At 72.5% G+C, this 18015-nt stretch carries 19 protein-coding genes; 9 read left to right on the forward strand and 10 right to left on the reverse strand.

Features of this window, described 5'->3' with window-relative positions; translation table 11 throughout:
• Positions 1 to 105 precede the first annotated feature (105 nt).
• Positions 106 to 789, forward strand: a complete 684-nt coding sequence (locus Csp2054_RS10270; protein ID WP_096899222.1) for a transglycosylase family protein — start codon at positions 106 to 108, stop codon at positions 787 to 789.
• A 66-nt stretch (positions 790 to 855) separates the two neighbouring features.
• Here the strand turns inward: Csp2054_RS10270 and Csp2054_RS10275 are convergent, their stop codons facing one another.
• Together Csp2054_RS10275 and Csp2054_RS10280 are read right to left on the reverse strand one after the other, a co-directional pair.
• Positions 856 to 1878 carry an LCP family protein gene (locus tag Csp2054_RS10275; RefSeq protein WP_096899223.1) on the reverse strand — a complete coding sequence of 341 codons (1023 nt, stop codon included), beginning with the start codon at positions 1876 to 1878 and terminating at the stop codon, positions 856 to 858.
• A gap of 78 nt (positions 1879 to 1956) precedes the next feature.
• A complete protein-coding gene (locus Csp2054_RS10280) occupies positions 1957 to 2355 on the reverse strand; it encodes a MarR family winged helix-turn-helix transcriptional regulator (protein ID WP_096899224.1) in 399 nt (132 codons plus the stop codon).
• A gap of 76 nt (positions 2356 to 2431) precedes the next feature.
• Between Csp2054_RS10280 and Csp2054_RS10285 the strand changes: the two genes are divergently transcribed.
• From Csp2054_RS10285 to Csp2054_RS10295, 3 genes are all read left to right on the forward strand, one after another.
• Positions 2432 to 4603, forward strand: a complete 2172-nt coding sequence (locus Csp2054_RS10285) for an MMPL family transporter (protein ID WP_255252692.1) — start codon at positions 2432 to 2434, stop codon at positions 4601 to 4603.
• Between the two features lie 12 nt (positions 4604 to 4615).
• Entirely contained in the window at positions 4616 to 5266 is a 651-nt protein-coding gene (locus Csp2054_RS10290) for a GntR family transcriptional regulator (RefSeq protein ID WP_096899226.1), read from the forward strand.
• A gap of 154 nt (positions 5267 to 5420) precedes the next feature.
• Positions 5421 to 6959: an LCP family protein gene (locus Csp2054_RS10295; protein WP_096899227.1), complete on the forward strand. Its 1539-nt coding sequence runs from the start codon at positions 5421 to 5423 to the stop codon at positions 6957 to 6959.
• Here the strand turns inward: Csp2054_RS10295 and Csp2054_RS10300 are convergent.
• Positions 6952 to 7602 carry a TetR/AcrR family transcriptional regulator gene (locus Csp2054_RS10300; RefSeq protein WP_096899228.1) on the reverse strand — a complete coding sequence of 217 codons (651 nt, stop codon included), beginning with the start codon at positions 7600 to 7602 and terminating at the stop codon, positions 6952 to 6954. The genes Csp2054_RS10295 and Csp2054_RS10300 overlap by 8 nt on opposite strands.
• A 49-nt stretch (positions 7603 to 7651) precedes the next feature.
• On the opposite strand from Csp2054_RS10300, the gene Csp2054_RS10305 reads away from it, so the two are divergent.
• Both Csp2054_RS10305 and Csp2054_RS10310 read left to right on the forward strand, forming a co-directional pair.
• The gene (locus Csp2054_RS10305) at positions 7652 to 8221 is read left to right on the forward strand and encodes a sigma-70 family RNA polymerase sigma factor (RefSeq protein WP_096899229.1); all 570 of its coding nucleotides are present in this window, start codon (positions 7652 to 7654) and stop codon (positions 8219 to 8221) included.
• Between the two features lie 16 nt (positions 8222 to 8237).
• Entirely contained in the window at positions 8238 to 9020 is a 783-nt protein-coding gene (locus Csp2054_RS10310) for an endonuclease/exonuclease/phosphatase family protein (protein ID WP_096899230.1), read from the forward strand.
• A 3-nt stretch (positions 9021 to 9023) separates the two neighbouring features.
• On the opposite strand, the gene Csp2054_RS10315 is transcribed toward Csp2054_RS10310, so the two are convergent.
• The gene (locus Csp2054_RS10315; protein WP_141399223.1) at positions 9024 to 9800 is read right to left on the reverse strand and encodes a hypothetical protein; all 777 of its coding nucleotides are present in this window, start codon (positions 9798 to 9800) and stop codon (positions 9024 to 9026) included.
• Positions 9801 to 10024: 224 nt separating this feature from the next.
• Between Csp2054_RS10315 and Csp2054_RS10320 the strand changes: the two genes are divergently transcribed.
• Complete coding sequence (locus Csp2054_RS10320) at positions 10025 to 10936, forward strand: SDR family oxidoreductase (RefSeq protein WP_096899232.1); 912 nt, start codon at positions 10025 to 10027, stop codon at positions 10934 to 10936.
• Between the two features lie 6 nt (positions 10937 to 10942).
• Here the strand turns inward: Csp2054_RS10320 and Csp2054_RS10325 are convergent, their stop codons facing one another.
• Both Csp2054_RS10325 and Csp2054_RS10330 read right to left on the reverse strand, forming a co-directional pair.
• A complete protein-coding gene (locus Csp2054_RS10325) occupies positions 10943 to 11758 on the reverse strand; it encodes a hypothetical protein (protein WP_096899233.1) in 816 nt (271 codons plus the stop codon).
• A gap of 86 nt (positions 11759 to 11844) precedes the next feature.
• Positions 11845 to 12168 carry a hypothetical protein gene (locus Csp2054_RS10330; RefSeq protein ID WP_096899234.1) on the reverse strand — a complete coding sequence of 108 codons (324 nt, stop codon included), beginning with the start codon at positions 12166 to 12168 and terminating at the stop codon, positions 11845 to 11847.
• 190 nt (positions 12169 to 12358) lie between these two features.
• Here Csp2054_RS10330 and Csp2054_RS10335 point away from each other — a divergent pair, with 190 nt between their 5' ends.
• Together Csp2054_RS10335 and Csp2054_RS10340 are read left to right on the forward strand one after the other, a co-directional pair.
• The gene (locus Csp2054_RS10335) at positions 12359 to 13036 is read left to right on the forward strand and encodes a TetR/AcrR family transcriptional regulator (protein ID WP_096899235.1); all 678 of its coding nucleotides are present in this window, start codon (positions 12359 to 12361) and stop codon (positions 13034 to 13036) included.
• A gap of 106 nt (positions 13037 to 13142) precedes the next feature.
• Positions 13143 to 13337 carry a DUF2795 domain-containing protein gene (locus Csp2054_RS10340; protein ID WP_096899236.1) on the forward strand — a complete coding sequence of 65 codons (195 nt, stop codon included), beginning with the start codon at positions 13143 to 13145 and terminating at the stop codon, positions 13335 to 13337.
• A gap of 18 nt (positions 13338 to 13355) precedes the next feature.
• Here Csp2054_RS10340 and Csp2054_RS10345 read toward each other — a convergent pair whose 3' ends face one another.
• From Csp2054_RS10345 to Csp2054_RS10360, 4 genes are all read right to left on the reverse strand, one after another.
• The gene (locus tag Csp2054_RS10345) at positions 13356 to 14852 is read right to left on the reverse strand and encodes a threonine/serine exporter ThrE family protein (protein WP_096899237.1); all 1497 of its coding nucleotides are present in this window, start codon (positions 14850 to 14852) and stop codon (positions 13356 to 13358) included.
• Between the two features lie 106 nt (positions 14853 to 14958).
• Positions 14959 to 15213 carry a hypothetical protein gene (locus Csp2054_RS10350; protein ID WP_141399224.1) on the reverse strand — a complete coding sequence of 85 codons (255 nt, stop codon included), beginning with the start codon at positions 15211 to 15213 and terminating at the stop codon, positions 14959 to 14961.
• A gap of 79 nt (positions 15214 to 15292) precedes the next feature.
• Complete coding sequence (locus Csp2054_RS10355) at positions 15293 to 15733, reverse strand: OsmC family peroxiredoxin (RefSeq protein WP_096899239.1); 441 nt, start codon at positions 15731 to 15733, stop codon at positions 15293 to 15295.
• Positions 15734 to 15980: 247 nt separating this feature from the next.
• Positions 15981 to 17837, reverse strand: coding sequence for a gamma-glutamyltransferase family protein (locus Csp2054_RS10360; protein ID WP_096899240.1), 1857 nt, complete (start codon positions 17835 to 17837; stop codon positions 15981 to 15983).
• Positions 17838 to 18015: the final 178 nt, after the last annotated feature.

Raw genomic sequence — 18015 nt, forward strand, 5'->3', positions numbered from 1 at the left:
GAGACCACTGCCCCCGGTGGCGCACCCCACAACGTGACCGCGAACGGTCGGAGTGGGCAGTGGACAGCCGGATCCCGGCGCGCGACTCCGGTGGAGTGATCAACCATGAAGAAGCTTTCCCGAACCCGCACCATCGTCGGCGGCCTCGCTTTCGCAGGCATCGCCGCGACGGGTGTCGGCCTCGCGGCAGCGCCCGCGAACGCCGCGTCCGGCTCGACCTGGGACGCGCTCGCACAGTGCGAGTCCGGCGGCAACTGGGCCATCAACACCGGCAACGGCTACTACGGCGGCCTGCAGTTCAACCTCGGCACCTGGCAGGCCAACGGCGGGACCGGCCTGCCGTCGAACGCCAGCCGTGCCACCCAGATCGCGGTCGCCGAGCGCGTCCTCGCATCGCAGGGGTGGGGCGCCTGGCCGGCCTGCTCCGCGAAGCTCGGTCTGAGCGGGACCACCGGTGCCGCTCCCCAGGCCGCCGCCCCGCAGGCCGCGGCGCCGCAGCAGACCACCCAGCAGGCGGCACCGCAGCAGGCGGCTCCGAAGGCCACCACGCAGGCGGCCCCTGAGGCCACCTCTCAGCGTACGACCGCTGCCCCGGCGACGCCGAGCAAGCCGGCCGCGGTGAAGACCAGCGGCAAGACCTACACGATCGTCTCCGGTGAGACGCTCGACTCCATCGCGACCAAGCTGCACATCGACGGCGGCTGGAACGAGCTGTGGGCGGCCAACACGTCCACCATCGACGACCCGAACCTCATCTACGCGGGTCAGACCCTTCAGCTCCCCGCCTGATCCCGTTCGCGGACACGACGAAGCCCTCCGGATGCGTTCCGGAGGGCTTCGTCGTGTCCGCGCGGGCTACTGCGGGTTCTCCGCGAGCCACGCCGGCAGGTCGTCGGAGCGCAGCGCCCGGGAGAGCGACTGCACCGCCAGCGGGTTGAGGGCGACGTACGACTGACCGTCAGCCGAGGTCCCGCCGCCCGCGGTCGGGACGGTGAAGGTCACCAGGTCCGACGGACGGAGGTCGCGGAGGGACCAACCCAGGTCGACGAGCGTGCGGAAGTCGAGCCCGGGATCGACGGCCAGGTGGTCGCTCGTCGCCGCGACGAAGTCCTGGATGCGCCGGGGGTCGGTGATCGTGCCGCGTGAGAGCAGCCCGTCGACGACCCCGCGCATGAACGCCTGCTGGTTGCGGACGCGGGTGTGGTCGGCGTCGGCGAAGGCGTGCCGCTCCCGCACGAACGCCAGTGCCTCGGCGCCGTCCAGCCGGTTCGGGCCGGCAGTGAAGTGGTACCTGCCCGCGTCGAACGCCGTGGACGACCGGACGGTGACGCCGCCGAGCGCGTCCGTCATGGCACGGAAACCGGAGAAGTCGATCTCGGCGACGTGGTCGATCCGGGCGTCGAGCAGCTGCTCGACGGTCTCGACGACGAGGGGCACCCCGCCCCAGCTGTACGCGGCGTTGATCTTCGCCGTCCCGTGCCCCGGGACATCCACCCACGAGTCGCGCATGATCGACATCAGGTACGCGGCCTCCCGGTCGGCCGGGAGGTGCAGGAGCATCAGGGTGTCGGAGCGGCCGCCTGCCGCCTGCCCGTCCGGTCCGGCCGACTGCCGGGAGTCCGACCCGATCAGCAGGATGTTCTCGGCGCCGTCGACCGCGGCCGGGCGGGTGCCGCCGGGGAAGACGTCCTCGATCGTGTCGGTGCGGGCGTCGAAGCTCCGGGCGAGGCTGCCGACGAACACGCTCGCCACGACCGCGAGCACCGTGGCGACGCCGACGAGCGACCCGAGCGTCGCGAGCAGCGCGACGAGGAACGGGCGCTTCCGCCCTCGACGATGCGCGGCTCGGGCGGGACGGGCGGCTCGGCGTTCGGACATGCGGGCTCCTCCGGGACGGGCTGACCCTGATGTCAGCCGTACCAGTGTACCGCATGTCGTATATCAGTTGCGAGGCGATCAGCGACCGCGCAGGACCGCCAGCAGCGCACGGCGCAGGTCGTCGTCCTCGGGCAGCACCTCGCGCTCGATGTGCTTCGCCGTCTCCCAGGCGCGTCGACCCTGTTCGGTGACCGTGACGACCCGGCGGCGACGATCATCCGGGTGGGGGGAGCGCTCGACGAGTCCGTCCCGCTCGAGCCGTTCCAGGGTGCGGGACATCGTCTGGGGCTGCACGCGCGCCGTCCTCGCGACGGTGTCCGCGCCCGTCGGACCCGTCCGGATCAGGATGTCGATGGCGATGAGGCCCGCGTGCGGCAGGCCGATCTCCCGGAGTCGTTCGTCCCAGTCCCGTTCGACGCGCCGGGACGCCGCCGCGAGCAGGCGCCCGATCGGCCAGCTCGACGAATCGTCATCCATGCCCGAAGTCTACGGAGCGCGCTGCTGGGGACGACCAGATGGTCAGCATGCTGATCATCGGAGTACGCTCACGGTCGTGTCCCGCTTCCTCCGCATCGTGCTCCCGGCGATCGTCATCGTCGCCTGGCTCGCCGTCGCCTCGGTCGGCGGCCCGTACTTCGGCAAGATCTCCGAGGTCTCCACCAACGACCAGACCTCGTTCCTCCCGGCCTCCGCCGACGCCACGAAGGTGCAGGAGCGCAGCGCGGAGTTCCGGCAGGCCTCGGGAGCGCCGGCGATCGTGGTGCTCGAGCGCGACGGCGGGCTCTCCCGTGCCGACCTGACCGCCGCCCAGGACCTCGCCGCCCGGCTCGGCGACCGGAAGGACGTCCAGGGGGTCAGCCCGGCGATCCCGAGCGAGGACGGCGACGCGGTGGAGATCGTCGCGACCCTGACGCAGTCCGCCGACACCGGCACCGCGGTCGAGGGCATCCGGGCCGACGTCGACGACGCCCTGCCGTCCGGGGTCCGCGGGTACGTGACCGGTCCCGCCGGGTTCACCGCCGACCTCACCGAGGCCTTCGCCGGCATCGACGGCCTGCTCCTCGGCGTGGCACTCGCCGCGGTGTTCGTGATCCTCATCGTCGTGTACCGCTCGCCGCTGCTGCCGGTCCTGGTGCTCGGCACCGCCTCGTTCGCGCTGTGCGCCTCGATCCTCGTCGTGTACTGGCTCGCGAAGGCCGACCTCGTCACCGTCAACGGGCAGGTCCAGGGCATCCTGTCCATCCTCGTGATCGGCGCGGCGACCGACTACGCGCTCCTCTACACGGCGCGCTACCGAGAGGCCCTCCGCGACCACCGCACCGGGTGGGGCGCCACCAAGGCCGCGATGCGGGGCAGCCTGGAGCCGATCCTGGCCTCCGGCGGGACCGTGATCGTCGGCGTGCTCTGCCTGCTGTTCTCCGACCTCAACTCGAACAAGGCGCTGGGGCCGGTGGCGGCGATCGGCATCGCCTTCAGTCTGCTCGCCGCCCTCACACTGCTGCCGGCGCTCCTGATGGCCTTCCGCCGTGCAGCCTTCTGGCCCCTGCGTCCCCGGTACGGCAGCGCGCACCCGGTGCTCACCGGCCCCGACGCCCGCGGCCTCTGGGCGGCGGTCGGACGGCTCGTCGCCCGACGGACGCGCACGGTCTGGATCGTCTGCACGGTGGCGCTCCTCGCGATGGGGACGGGGCTCATCGGGCTCCGTGCCGACGGGGTGCCGCAGAGCGACCTCGTGATCGGCACGTCCCAGGCCCGCGACGGTCAGACGGTCCTGGCCGACCACTTCCCCGGCGGCTCGGGCAGCCCGGCGCAGGTCATCGGTCGCGCATCCGACCTCGACGCGCTCGCCGACGCGATCACCGGGGTCCGGGGCGTCGACAGCGTGGTGGCGGCGGCGAAGGACAGCCCGACCGGCACCACCCCGATCGGTGGGGCCGGGACCGGGACCGGCACGAGCGCCGGCGGTTCCGCAACGGGACAGGGTCAGGGCCAGGGCGTGGGCACCGCCGAGCCGACCGTCTCCCGCGGTGACGTCCTGCTCGAGGCGACCCTGGACGACCCGTCCGACTCCGCGGCCGCCGAGCAGACCGTCCGCGACCTCCGGACCGCCGTCGAACAGGTGGACCCGGACGCGATCGTCGGCGGGGTCACCGCCACGGCACTCGACACCAACGACACGAGCATCCGGGACCGCACGCTCATCATCCCGATCGTGCTCGCGGTGATCCTCCTCATCCTGATGCTGCTGCTCCGGAGCATCGTCGCCCCGCTCGTGCTCATCGGCAGCGTGATCGTGTCCTTCGCGGCCGCGCTCGGCGTCGGAGCGCTGGTGTTCGACCACGTGTTCCACTTCCCCGGAGCGGACCCGTCGGTGCCGCTGTTCGCGTTCGTGTTCCTCGTGGCGCTCGGGGTCGACTACAACATCTTCCTCATGACGCGGGTGCGCGAGGAGGCGCTGCGGCACGGTCCCCGCGAGGGCGTCCTCCGCGGACTCGGCGTCACGGGCGGTGTGATCACCTCCGCGGGCATCGTCCTGGCGGCCACCTTCGCGGCCCTCGGCGTGATCCCGATCCTCTTCCTCGTGCAGATCGCCTTCGTCGTCGCGTTCGGGGTGCTGCTCGACACCATCGTCGTCCGGTCGCTCCTGGTCCCCGCGCTCGCGTACGACCTCGGACACCGGGCCTGGTGGCCGTCGCGCCTGTCGCGAGCGGACCGTCACATGTGACACGCTGGTGCCATGCCGGTTCCCTCCTCCCAGCCCGCTGCCGAGCGCAAGCTCCTCCGCGACACCGTCCAGGACAAGATCCGCGACGCGATCATGGACGGCACGCTGGAGCCCGGCGAACGACTGAACGACGACGACCTCATCGCCTGGCTCGGGGTCTCCCGCACGCCGATCCGCGAGGCGCTCGCCGAACTGTCGCGGTCCGGTCTCATCGAGATGGCGCCGAACCGGTACACCCGGGTCGCGGCGCCCTCCCGCGAGGAACTGCTCGACGCGTACCGCACCCTCGGCGTCATCTACGGCGGCGTCGTCCGGCTCGCGGTGCCGCGGTTCACGGACGCGCAGCGGAAGCAGGTCGTGAAGACGCTCGACGACGTGCTGCAGCGCGCCGGTGCCGGCGGCCAGGCCGAGGTCGCGCGCGATGGTGCGTCGATCTACGCCATGTGGGTCGAGGCGTGCGGCAACCGAGCGCTCGCCTCGCTGTGCCGGTCGACCACGGACGGACTGGCCTTCAAGCTCCGGGTCCCCGAGCTCGCCGAGCTCGTGCCGTTCGAGCAGGTGGGTCCGGAGATCGAGAAGCTCAAGGCCGCGGTGCTCGTGAAGGACGCGATCGCCGCCGAGCTCGCGATGGAGGCCGCGCACCTGCTCCCGTCCCGCGACTGATCGGGTGCGACGCCGGAAGGCGGTCGCGGGCGCGACCAGCGGCCGGACGGGAGGCCCGTGGCGGCGCCGCCCCGTGCCTCCCGTCCGCTCCGTGGTCCGGTGACCTGCCAGGCGATTCGACGGATCCTCCAACCGGTGCGGTTATGGTTTCCGGGTGAACAACGCACCCGAGGAGACGACCAGGCGCGCCCGGCGCGGCGCCGTGCCGCCCCGCCACGGGCGCCAGAGGCGCCACCTGAGCGCCGTGTTCCCGGCGATCGCCGGTGTGCTGACGATGGCGGTGGTGCTCGGCGTCGGGTACTCGGCGTACGCGTACAACCAGCTCGCGGGCGGCGTGACCATCGTCAACGCCATCACCGGCCACAAGGACACGAAGGACGACGTCGACGGGCAGGCGCAGAACATCCTGCTCGTCGGTGACGACCACCGGCCCGACAACGCGACGCCCGAGCAGATGGCGGAGCTGAGCACCACGTCGGACGGCGGAGCCACCAACACGGACACGATGATCGTGCTGCACATCAGCGCCGACGGGTCCAAGGCGACGATGATCTCGTTCCCGCGCGACTCCTACGTGACGATCCCCGGCGTCGGCAAGGGGAAGCTCAACAGCGCCTTCTACTACGGCACGCTCAACGGCGGTGGTGACACCGGCGGCGCGAAGCTCCTCATCCAGACGATCGAGGACCTCTCCGGTCTGCAGATCGACCACTACGTGCGCGTCTCCCTGCTCGGCTTCTACCAGGTCGTCAAGGAGCTCGGCCCCGTCGACGTCTGCCTCAACAACGCGGTCAACGACCCGTACTCCGGGGTGAACCTGCCGAAGGGTGAGTCGACGCTCGACGCCAAGCAGGCGCTCTCGTTCGTCCGGCAGCGGCACGGGCTGCCCAACGGCGACCTCGACCGGAACGTCCGGCAGCAGTACTTCCTGTCGCAGGAGGCCCGCAAGGTGCTCTCGGCCGGCACGCTGCTCAACCCCATCAAGCTCGGCAACATCCTCAAGGCGGTCGGCGGCTCGATCCAGACCGACACCGACCTGGTGTCGCTCGGCACGCAGATGCGGAACCTGCGACCGGGCAACATCCAGTCGGCCACCATCCCCACCCTCGGGACCCCGACGATCACGGTGAACGGCTCGGCCCTGTCGATCGTGCAGGTCGACGAGGTCGGTCTGCCCGCGTTCGTGCAGAGCCTGACCGGTGAGCCCGAGGCCTACGCGAAGGCCGGTCGCGCCCAGCCCGCGAGCGTCTCGGTCACCGTCCTGAACGGCAGCGGCGTGTCCGGCGCCGCGACGACGGCCAGCCAGAACCTGACCGCGCGCGGCTTCCAGGTCGGCACCCCCGGCTCGTCGGACACCACCAAGTTGACCCAGGTCCAGTACCCCGTCGGCATGGAGAAGGAGGCGAAGGCGGTCGCCGCCGTCACGCCCGGCGCCGTCGCGGTGCGCACCAGCTCGGTGACGGGGGTCACGCTCGTGCTCGGCACGGACGGCAAGACCGTGTCGGCACCGGCCCAGCCGGGGTCCGGCGCGTCCACGCCGGCGGGTTCGTCGTCGCAGGCGGCGGGCTCCGGTTCGTCGTCCGCGGGCTCGTCGTCGGGGTCCTCGTCGACGTCCGAGAAGCCTGCGCAGGAGCCGAGCGCGAAGTCGACGGACGTGCACAACTACGGCCAAGAGGGCGTCTGCATCAACTGATCCCGCCGTCTTCCGGCGTCACCGCGAAGCGGCGCAGAGCGGCGATGGCGGTGTCCAGTCCGACGGCGAGCGGACGCGGGTCGCGGTGGACCTGGGCGAGCAACAGTCCGCCCTGCAGCGCCACCATGACGGCGGTCGCGAGGGCGTCCGGGTCCGCGTCCGCGCTGACCAGCCCCCGGTCTCGCATGGTGGCGATGCCGTCCCGGAAGCCCTGCTCCCACCGGGTGAAGCCGGCGGCGACGAGTTCGCGTGCCGTGGCGTCGCGCTCGGCGACCTCGGTGCCGAGCGAGCCGAGCGGACATCCGCCGACACAACCGCCCTCGTCGGCGCCGCGCACCATGCGGTCCCGCCAGCGTCCCCACGCCTCCCACGTCGTGAGTTCCGCGAAGTCCTCGCCCTGGTTGTCGATGACGGCGTCGGTCTGCCGATCGATGACGGCCCGCACGAGGGCGTCCTTGCCGTCGAAGTAGTGGTACATCTGCGACCGTCCCACGCGTGCTGCGGTGCCGATCTCGTCGAGGGTGGTCCCGCGGACGCCGCCGACGAGCATGAGCTCGGCCGCAGCCTCGACGATGCGGCCCCTGGTGGCCAGCCCCTTGGACGTGGTGCCCCGAACGGACACTCGCGCGCTCCTGCCGTGCATGTGCTGATTGTACTTGTGAGTACATTTTGCATCATGCAAAGTTCCACATATGGAAGACGCACTCCTCGCCAAGCGCTCGGAAGAGCGGGACCTCATGCTCGCGGTCGCAGCAGGTGACCGATCCGCCTTCACCGCCCTCCACGAACGGTTCCACTCGCTCGTCGAGCGGTACGTCCGACACCACCTGCCGGACCCGTCCCAGGCCGAGGAGGTGGTGCAGGACGTGTTCCTCGAACTCTGGCTCATCGCCGACCGCTACGACCCGGCGCACTCCGTGATCGCATGGATCCGGACCATCGCGCAGCGCCGCGCCATCGACCGGGTCCGCAAGAGCCGGGCGGACCGCGACCGCGACCTGCGCATCGGTGTCCGAGACCTCGAACTCGTCGACCACACGACGACGGAGCACGCGGAGAGCGTCCTCGACCGGATCGCCCTGCGTCGGGGCATCGCCGCGCTGCCGGAGCGGCAGCGCGAGGCGGTCGTCCTGCGGCACCTCGTCGGCCTGACCGGGCCCGAGACGGCCACCGAGCTCGGCGTGCCGCTGGGGACCGCCAAGACCCGCGCGCGGGACGGCCTCATCGCCCTGCGGCGGGTCATGCTGCCCGAGCCGGCCTGATCGGTAGGTTCGTCGGGTGAGCAGCGTCGCCAGCCCGATCACCCTGATGACCTACAACGTCAAGAACCCGGACCCGGCCCACGACTGGCCCGCACGGCTCCCGGTCCTGCTCGGGATCGTCCGCCGGCACGACCCGGACCTGCTCTGCGTCCAGGAGGCGTTCGACCACCAGCTCGACGACCTGCGCGCCGGCCTGCCGGACCACGGCGACGTCGGTCAGGGGCGGGAGGGTGGATCGGCGGGGGAGCACGCGGCCGTCTTCTTCCGCCGTGACCGCCTCCGCCCGGTCGACACCGGCTCGTTCTGGCTGTCCGACACCCCGGACGAGCCGGTGTCGAACACCTGGGGGAGTGTGTTCCCGAGGATCGCCAACCATGCGCGGTTCCTCGACGTGCAGGGTGATCCGTTCACCGTGCTGACCACCCACTTCGACCACGAGGAGGGCCCGCACGGCGACGCGGTCCGGGCGAAGAGCGCCGCACTCGTGGTGCAGCGGCTGCAGGTTGTGGAGGGGCCCGTCCTGGTCGCCGGCGACTGCAACGAGCCGTTCGGTGACGGCGCCGCGTCGCGGGCGTTCCTCGACGCGGGCTACATCGACGCGTGGGGGCAGGCGGGCGACCCGACCGACCGCACCGCGACGTTCAACGACTGGCAGCCGCCGGTCTCCACGGGCGAGCGGATCGACTGGGTGCTCACGCGCGGTGTCCGTGGGGTCGAGCGCGTGCTGATCGACCACGACGGCCCGGAGACGTGGGCCGCGAGCGACCACTTCCCGGTGGTCGCGTCGATCCGGGTCTGAGCGTCAGCAGTCGCGGGTCGCGTTCACCGGCATCGGGGTCCCGAGCACGATGACGCGGCTGTCGTCGTCGGTCAGGGCGGACAGCCCGTTCCGGCCGGTGGTCGCGGCGTCGTCCCCGGACGGCTCGTCGCTGTGACCGTCACCGGGTTCGTCGCGCGTGGACGGTTCGTCGTCAGCCGTCGTTCCGTCCCAGCCGGGCGCGAGGAGGAGCTGCCAGGCCGAGGGGCCGTCGTCGTCGCCGCTGCCGAAGGACTCGCGGTCCGCTGGGGGCGCGTCGGCGACCTGCTCGGCGATGTCGTCGCCCACCTGGACGCCGTCCGGTCCGGTGAGCGCGATGCGGGTACCCGTGCGCCCGCGGACGTCGTCGCGCAGCACCCGGATCTCGACGGCGTTGCCGAGGGTCGACGGCGTGTTCATCGCGGCCACCCGGAGTCCGCCGCCCCACGTGTAGGTGGTGCCGGCCGGGAAGCACGCGCCGCCCTCGCCGACGTGGGTCCGGGACCGTGCAGGGGTCCCGAGCAGGCGGTTGAGGACGGCCACCGTGCCGCGCGCATCGCGCATCGGGAGCGTGACGACCTCGGAGTCGTCGTGCTCGAGGACCATGGCCTCGGCGCCCAGCTCGATCGTGTCGACCTGCTGCAGGGCGTGGTTCGAGACGTGCGCCGTCACCGACTCCGTCACCCCGTCGCCGCCGACCAACGTGGACGTCCCGACGCCGAACACGCCCGTCGGAACGGCGAGCGTCGCCAGACCGAGGGCGAGCAGGGGTCGGAAGGTCACCACACGACCGTACGGGGCGTCACCGGGATGGACGACGGGTGTTACCGAATCGGGTCCGGGCCGTCACCGGACCGTGACCTTGCGCGACGGACGTTCCACGGGCCTCCCGTCCGTCACCGCATCGTCCCCGCGCCGTCACCGCGCGGGCGGCGCGTCCCCGTCGACCGGACCGGGGGACAGCCCGCTGGACGGTGGTGCGACCGCCGCTGCGTACCGTCTGCGGCATGACGGACCAGCGGATCGACCAGTACACCATGCAGGACCCGACGAAGCTCTACGCGGACAAGAAGCCCGACGAGCAGTACCTCGAGGGTGCCGGGACCGACGAGGAGATGGCGCAGAACGTGCCCGCCGACCACGGCGAGGACACCTACCGCGGCTCGGGGCGCCTCGAGGGCCGGAAGGCGCTCGTCACCGGTGGCGACTCGGGCATCGGGGCCGCCGTCGCGATCGCCTACGCCCGCGAGGGTGCCGACGTCGCGATCGCGTACCTGCCCGAGGAGGAAGAGGACGCCCAGCGCATCGTCGGGCTCATCGAGGCGGCCGGGCGCACGGCCGTGGCGCTCCCGGGGGACATCACGTCGAAGGAGTGGTGCGAGGAGCTCGTCGCGAAGGCCGTGGAGGGCCTCGGCGGTCTCGACATCCTCGTGAACAACGCGGGCAAGCAGCAGAACATCGACTCCATCGTCGACATCGACGACGACGAGTTCGACGAGACCTTCAAGACGAACGCCTACGCCACGTTCCGGATCACGAAGGCCGCCGTCCCCCACCTGGCGCCCGGATCGACGATCATCAACACCACGTCGATCCAGGCGTACGCCCCGTCGCCGCACCTCGTGCACTACGCGGCGACCAAGGCGACCGTGAACAACCTCGCCAAGGGGCTCGCCGCGCAGCTCGCGCCCAAGGGGATCCGCGTGAACGCCGTGGCTCCCGGGCCGATCTGGACGCCGCTCCAGCCGGCCGGCGGCCAGAAGCCCGAGGACCTGCCGAGCGCTGGCGAGCAGACCTACCTGGGTCGCTGGGGCCAGCCGGCCGAGCTCGCTCCGGCGTACGTCTTCTTGGCGAGCGGCGAGTCGTCGTACGTCGTCGGCGAGACGCTCCACGTCGACGGCGGCATGCCCACGCCGTAGTCCCGGTCAGGCGACCACGAGGTCGTCGGTGCTGCCGACGCGGCGCACCGACGACCACAGCGCCGCCGTGGACGAGCGCCCGCGCTGCCAGGCGTCCAGCGTGAAGGCGAGGTCGCGAGCACGACGATCGTCCGGCTGATCGAGGTCCGCGCCCGTCTGCAGCGCCGTGAACAGCGCGGTCAGGTCGTCGGCGGCGTCCAGTCGGACGGTCCGGACGCCCACCGAGCGGGCGACCGCCGCGGCGACGGGGTCGACCGTGACGAAACGCGTGCAGGCCGCGAGCCGTGCAACGGTGATGTCGGTGGACAGGTCGTGCACGACGATCTCGACCTGCAACGACGTGATGCGGCGGAACGCCCGGACGAGTTCGGACGCGCTCCGCCCGTCGCGGGGATCAAGGCAGAAGACGACGATCCGGGCCGCGCCGAGCTCCCCGGCGGTCGCGGTGACGGCCGCCGCGAGGTCGTCACGGTCGATGCCGAGCGCGACCGCGGCGCTCACCGAGACGCCGACCGCGCCCGAGCCGGTGATCTCGTCCGACGGGGCCACGCCCGCGACCGGGACGTCGCCGGCGACGCTGTGCCACAGGACGGCGAGGGATCCGGCGCCGATCCGGCCGTCGCTGCCGGTGTCGACGGCGGAGGCGTCCGTGAGGTCCAGGACCTCGGCCCGTACCAGCCGCAACCGGTCCGCCAACGAGAGCGGTCGCGCCAGCGGGAGGGTGTCCGGCAGCAGTGCGCGCCACGTCTCGAGCAGCACGGTCCGGGCGAACGCGGAACACGTCGGGTCGATGTCGGTGACGAAACGGCGTGCTGCGGCCATGGGTGCTCCCGGGGTCGTGTGCCGGTCGGGTACCGGCCGATCCAGTGTCGCACGCCATCATGTGACATGCAACATGTTGGCTACCTCTACCGCGGCGTCCCGCAGCTCGCGGCCAGCCGTTCGAGCAGTTCCCGCGCGGCGAGGGCCGCGGCGAGCTCGACCTCGACGGGGTTGATCCCGATCGCCCGTTCGAAGGCACGACGCCGTGCCTGGTCGGCGAGCGGCACCTCCGGGCGCTGCGGGAGCGCCGCCACCGCGCGGGCTGCCGCGTCGAAGGCGCCCTCGGGTCGCCCGAGCTGCTCCCACATCGTCCGGACGTCGTGGGCGACCTGCTCGGCGTCGTCGCCGAACTCGAAGCCGGCGGACGCCATCGTCGCCAGGCCCTGCGCGGTGGAGTCGTTCGGGGACATGCGGGCATCGTCACACGGTCGACCGCGAGGTGGCTGAGTCGCGACCGTGTCCCCCGGAATGCCGACACCCCAACCGGGGATGCTGGCGAGCGTCGATGTCCGCTTGGATGGAAGGGCGCCCGATCGGGTGCGGCACGTACCCCTCGCGGGGTGCACCCGGACAGGACGTCCGGCGACCTCGGAGGGCACGATGCTCGAGAACACCAGCGCGGACACCCACGCGGCAGCAGCGGCGGCAGCGACCCTGCACCTGCGGATCACCATCGTCGGCGCGACCGTGGACCTGCTCCGCGACGTGCCGTTCCACGAGGCCCGCCCCGAGCACGTCGCGGAGCGCATGGGCATCTCGCTCGCCGAGCTCGAGCTGCACTTCCCGTCGTGGGACGGTCTCGTGCTCGCCGCGGTGGACCGGTGGAACGGTGGACGTCTCGAGGAGGTGTCGGCCGAGGTCGGCGACGCCTCGACGATCGACTTCCTGCGGGCCATCGTCGCGTCCAACGCCGAGGACCCCGCGCTCATGCGGCTGCTCGTCGCGCTGCTCTCCGTCGCCGGCAACCCGGACCACCCGATGTCCGCCTACCTCCGGTCGCGCTACCAGCTCTTCTACGGCCGGATCAAGCGCGGACTCGAGCGGGACGTCGCCATCGGTCGCGCACCGCACACGATGGAGCCGCGACGCGGGGCGGAGCAGCTCATCGCCCTCTACGAAGGGCTCCAGCTGCAGGCGCTCCTCCGTGCCGACATGGAGCTCGTGCCGGCGTTCGACCGCGCCGTGGCACGGCTCGAGCGCGGCTGGATGGAGCGGTACCAGCCGCAGGCCCAGGTGCAGCACGCGACGTGGGGCGACCCGGGCAGCTGGGAGATCTGACCCGCTCCCGGCTTCCGTGCGGGGTGTTGGCCACCGAACGCGGAACCGGGTCGGGACGGAGGGATGGTCGGGTACTCGGTGGAGGCCCCAACCGGAAGGAGCCGTCGTGGCGAACCCCAACCCGATCGAGATCCAGAAGTACCTGAGCGGCATCGACTACCCCGCCTCGAAGGACGACATCGTCGCCACCGCCGAGCGGGAAGGCGCTGACGGCGACGCGCTCGAGGCGCTGCGCAACATCCCCGACGGCGAGTACGACGCCCCCACCGCGGTGTCGAGCGCGGTCTCCGACGCGAGCTGACCCTGATCCGCTCCCGGCCTACCAGCGGGGACGGCTGCCGTCCCCCGGGTCGTAGCCCGAGTCGCGGATGACCCGGAGCGCGGTCGTGTCGCTGTGCACCGAGTGCACGACGACCTTCCGCGCCCGGCGCAGGGCACGGCGGGCGCCCGGCGTCGCGAAGAGCCCGCCGAGCACCAGGCCGGCGCCGATCGCGAGCGCCACGGTGACCGCGGACACGAAGTCGAGCGCGGCGGTGGACGAGCCGGACATGACGTTGAGGAGCGCGTTCGAGACGGCGACACCGGGCAGCAGTGCGCCGCAGAACGCCGGGACCGCGATCGCCGCCACCGCCACCCGCATCCGCGCCGCGGCCAGGGTCGCGAGGACGCCGAGCAGCACCGACGCGATGAAGGTCGCACCGAGGAGCGGCAGCCCGAGTTGGCGGAGTCCGAAGAGCGATGCGCCCGCGGCCACGGACAGCACGACCGCGAACGGGATCACGCGCGCGCTCGCCTGCTGCACGAAGCAGTTCGCCCCGGCGGAGACCACCGTGAGCGACAGGGAGAGCCAGAGCGGCAGCGGGTTCAGCACGATGCCGGACGGGTCGACCTCGATCCGCAGCCAGTGGGTCAGGGCGATGCCGGCCGGGACGCCGACCACGATCGCCGCGATCACGAGCACGATGTAGAACGCGCGGGCGACGGCCATGGCCCGGAACCCCGAGATCGCGTCCTGCGCCCACGTCACGAGCGACACGTGCGGCAGGAGCAGCACCACGAGGGCGGCCACCATGGTCGCCGCACCGCCCGGCTGCAGCACCCCGGCGGAGATGGCCAGGGTGCCGAGTGCCGACGCGACCGCTCCCTGGGCACCGGACACGAAGAACTGCGGGAAGCCCCGGCCGGTGAGCCAGCGACCCGAGACGATGATCCCGAGCATGAGCACGAACGCTCCCACGCCGGCACGCCACCCGCCTCCTGCCTGCACCGCGATCGAGGTGCCGAGGATCGAGAGTCCGACGTCTGCGAGCCACGTCGGCCAGCGCGGCGGCATCCGCAGCACCGCGACGAGGGCGTTCACGGCCGAGGTCATGTCGCGGGCTCCGTGCACCAGGTCGTCGACGATCTGGTTGGCGCGCGACAGACGGTTCAGGTCGGACCCGTCCGATGTGACGGTCCGCACCTTGACGAGCGCCGGCGCGTCGGCGGGCGCGTACTGGATGGTGACCGAACTGCCGGAGAAGTCGAGGTCGAGCGGGGCGAGGTTCCACTTGGTGGACACGGCGACCACGGCGGTCTCGACGGTGCGCGTGTCCGCTCCGGAAGCGAGCATGACCTCGGCGAGGTCGAGGCAGAAGTCGACGATCTGGACCGGCGAGTACTGCTCGCGCGGACGCACGTCGGGGGTCACGTCCTCGTAGATCGTGCCGCGCAACCGGGCGCGGGCATCGCGGAGGTCGTGCTGAGCGACCTTGCGGACGCGGGGCCGTGGCGGGCGGCCGGGTCGCGGCGCGCCGGGGAGGGACTGCTCGGCCATCCCGCCATGGTGCCAGGCGTGGTCCACCGAGTCCGGACGTCCGCTGAACACGTGCCGCGCAGTGGCTGGGCAGGTCAGCGGCTGAGCGGGTCAGCGGCGGGGCGGGTCAGCGTCGGCGCACGCTCAGTCGTCCGGCGGCGAAGGCTGCGACGACCGCACCCGCCACCGCGACCAGGGGGCCGACGACCTGCTGCCACGAGTGGGTCACCGGGTCGAACACCGCGCCGGCCAGCGGGGCGTACGCGAACCAGCCGAACGACGCGCTCGGGGCGGTGGCCCAGATCGTCACGCCCGCCACCAGGGCGGCGAGGCCCGCCCAGAGGGCGAGCCAGGTGGGGGTGACGAAGCGGTGACGTCTCACCGAGCCGACGCTACCCGACGACGGACGGGAGGCCCGTGGCGGGGTCGCCACGGGCCTCCCGTCCGTCAGGGGGTGACGACTACTGCTCGAACGTCGCGTGCAGCTCGATGTCGACGCCGGTGAGCGCCTTGGAGACGGGGCAGGTCGCCTTCGCCTCGTCGGCCGCCTTGAGGAAGGCCGCCTCGTCGATGCCGGAGACCTCGCCGCTGACGGTGAGCACGATTCCGGTGAGCTTGAAGCCGCCGGCCGAGTCCGGGCCGAGCGAGACGTCGGCCTTGACGTCGAGGGCCTCGACGGTGCCGCCGGCCTCGCCGAGGATCGCCGAGAACTGCATGGCGTAGCAGGAGGAGTGGGCCGCGGCGATGAGCTCCTCGGGGCTGGTCGTCCCGCCGGCGTCGTCGGCTGCGCGCTTCGGGAAGGAGACGTCGTAGGTGCCGACCTTCGAGCTCGAGAGCTCGACCTGACCGGAACCGTCCTCGAGGCCGCCGTTCCAGGCGGTGCGTGCGGTGCGCGTGGGCATTCCCGCTCCTTTCGTGTGGGGTCGGACTCCGTTCGGAGCCGCACCGCGAGTCAATCGGAGAACGATCGTTCTCGCAACCGGCTCTCGGTGAAGACGCAGGTCTGCCCGACGATCGGGCGCATGGGGGACAGGCCGTCGTACCGCGCGCGGGCTCGTGGTGCGCGCTTCGACCGCGGCCTGTTCGGCGGACGGACCCGGGATGCCGGACCCGCGCCCGCCCTGCCGACCACGGCGTCGTGACGCGACGTCAGCGGGCGATCGCGTAGCCCTGCGCGCCGCGCGGGTTCGACGCCGCGCCCACCACACCGCGCTCCGGGTCGCGCGTGACGCAGCACAGCCGACCGAGCGACCAGTCGCCGGCCCGGGTGACGACGTGGCCGCGAGCCTCCAGCGCCGCGATCACGTCGTCGCCGAGCCGGTCCTCGACCACCAGACCCGCCGGCTCCCACGTCCTCGGCCAGAACGAGCCGGGGAACGACGTCGTGTGCAGCGCCGGCGCGTCGATCGCCTGCTGCGGGCTGTACCCGCCGACGATCCACCGCAACAGGAACAGCAGCTGCCACTGGTCCTGCTGGTCCCCGCCGGGGGAGCCGAGCGCCAGGACCGGTCGGCCGTCGCGCAGCACGAGGGTCGGCGTGAGCGTGGTGCGCGGGCGCTCGCCGGCGGTCAGGGTCGACGACGTGCCCTCCTCGAGCCAGGTCATCTGCAGGCGGGTGCCCAGGCAGAACCCGAGCTCCGGGATCGTGGGGGACGACTGGAGCCACCCGCCCGAGGGCGTCGCGCTCACGATGTTGCCCCACCGGTCGACGACGTCGATGTGCACCGTGTCGCCGCGGGTCTCCCCGGTCGGCGCGACGAACGGCTCGCCGCGGTCCTCCTCCGGCACGGCCTCTTCCGCGTCGCGGACGACCCGGACGGTCGGCTCGCCCACGGTGCCGTCCGCCTGGGCGTCGTACACGGTGCGGAGCGGCGGCGTCGCGTGCTCGTAGCCCGGGACCGAGCCCGGTCGGAGCTCGGCGGAGGCCCGTTCGCCGATGAGCGTGCGCCGCTCGTCGGTGTAGGCGTCGGAGAGCAGTGCGTCGAGCGGGACGTCGCCGTCGCCGTAGAACAGGTCGCGGTCGGCGAGGGCGAGCTTCTGCGCCTCGACGATCGTGTGCGCGCCGAGCTCGGTGGACGGGTCGAGCAGTGCGTCGTCGAGCGGGTCGAGCAGGCGGAGGGTCTCGAGGAGCGCCGGGCCCTGGCCCCACGGTCCGGTCTTCGCGACCGTGCACCCGCGGAACTCGGCCGTGGTGGCCGGCTCGTAGGTCGCGCGGAACGCCTGCAGGTCGGCGGCGCGGATCACCCCGGCGTGGTCGGTGCCCGACGAGTGCCGGTGCGGTTCCCGTACGAACCGGTCGATCGCCTGCGCCACCACGCCCTCCGCCCACTCGGTCCGGGCCGCGTCGATGCGAGCCGTGCGGCCGGCGTGCTCGCCGCCCGCGGCGGCGAGCCGCTCGTAGACGGCGGCGAGCGCCTCGTTGCGCACGAGTGCCCCGGCGACCGGCACCGTGCCTCCCGGCAGCCACCGCGCAGCGGAGGTGGGCCAGTGGTCGCGGAACAGGTCCTGGACCGCGGTGATCGTCCGCACCACGCCGGCGGCGACCGGGTGCCCGTCACGGGCGTAGCCGATGGCGGGCGCGAGGACGTCGGCGATGTCCCACGTCCCGTGGTCGCGGAGCAGCAGGAGCCACGCGTCGACCGCCCCGGGGACGGTCGCCGCGAGCGCCCCCGCACCCGGCACGAGGTCGAGCCCCTCGGCGAGGTAGTGCTCGCGCGTCGCTCCGGCCGGGGCCGGACCCTGCCCGCACAGCACCACGGGCGTCGGGTCGTCGGCCGTCGCGAACACGGCGGTCAGGTCACCGCCCGGCCCGTTCAGGTGCGGTTCGACGACCTGCAGTACGAACGCGCCGGCCGCCGCCGCGTCGAAGGCGTTCCCGCCGCGCTCGAGGACCGACTGGGCGACGGCGGTGGCGGTCCAGTGCGTGGAGGCGACCGCGCCGAACGTCCCGGCGAGGTCCGGGCGGGTCTGGGTCGGCGTGGGTGGGGTGAAGGCGGCATTCGGCATGCCCCGATCCTGCTCCCCTGTCACGCCGTCCCGACCAGTCGACGGGCACCCGCTGCGTGCTCCTCGGTGCTGGTTCCGGAGCCGTGTGCCCCCGGAACTGGGGTTCTTCCGGTTCCGGCTGATCCCTTGTGGTCCCCGCGCGGAACAGCGACCATCGTTCGGCGGCGTGTGGAGAGAG

It is taken from the genome of Curtobacterium sp. 'Ferrero', assembly GCF_002412165.1.
GTDB lineage: Bacteria > Actinomycetota > Actinomycetes > Actinomycetales > Microbacteriaceae > Curtobacterium.

Excerpts from the sequence above, each read along its gene's own strand:
- Csp2054_RS10280 (WP_096899224.1), bottom strand. The coding sequence starts at position 2,355 with ATGGATGACGATTCGTCGAGCTGGCCGATCGGGCGCCTGCTCGCGGCG.
- Csp2054_RS10325 (WP_096899233.1), bottom strand. The coding sequence starts at position 11,758 with ATGGCCGCAGCACGCCGTTTCGTCACCGACATCGACCCGACGTGTTCC.
- Csp2054_RS10300 (WP_096899228.1), bottom strand. The coding sequence starts at position 7,602 with ATGCACGGCAGGAGCGCGCGAGTGTCCGTTCGGGGCACCACGTCCAAG.
- Csp2054_RS10275 (WP_096899223.1), bottom strand. The coding sequence starts at position 1,878 with ATGTCCGAACGCCGAGCCGCCCGTCCCGCCCGAGCCGCGCATCGTCGA.
- Csp2054_RS10360 (WP_096899240.1), bottom strand. The coding sequence starts at position 17,837 with ATGCCGAATGCCGCCTTCACCCCACCCACGCCGACCCAGACCCGCCCG.
- Csp2054_RS10270 (WP_096899222.1), top strand. The coding sequence starts at position 106 with ATGAAGAAGCTTTCCCGAACCCGCACCATCGTCGGCGGCCTCGCTTTC.
- Csp2054_RS10305 (WP_096899229.1), top strand. The coding sequence starts at position 7,652 with ATGGAAGACGCACTCCTCGCCAAGCGCTCGGAAGAGCGGGACCTCATG.
- Csp2054_RS10290 (WP_096899226.1), top strand. The coding sequence starts at position 4,616 with ATGCCGGTTCCCTCCTCCCAGCCCGCTGCCGAGCGCAAGCTCCTCCGC.
- Csp2054_RS10355 (WP_096899239.1), bottom strand. The coding sequence starts at position 15,733 with ATGCCCACGCGCACCGCACGCACCGCCTGGAACGGCGGCCTCGAGGAC.
- Csp2054_RS10320 (WP_096899232.1), top strand. The coding sequence starts at position 10,025 with ATGACGGACCAGCGGATCGACCAGTACACCATGCAGGACCCGACGAAG.
- Csp2054_RS10335 (WP_096899235.1), top strand. The coding sequence starts at position 12,359 with ATGCTCGAGAACACCAGCGCGGACACCCACGCGGCAGCAGCGGCGGCA.
- Csp2054_RS10330 (WP_096899234.1), bottom strand. The coding sequence starts at position 12,168 with ATGTCCCCGAACGACTCCACCGCGCAGGGCCTGGCGACGATGGCGTCC.
- Csp2054_RS10345 (WP_096899237.1), bottom strand. The coding sequence starts at position 14,852 with ATGGCCGAGCAGTCCCTCCCCGGCGCGCCGCGACCCGGCCGCCCGCCA.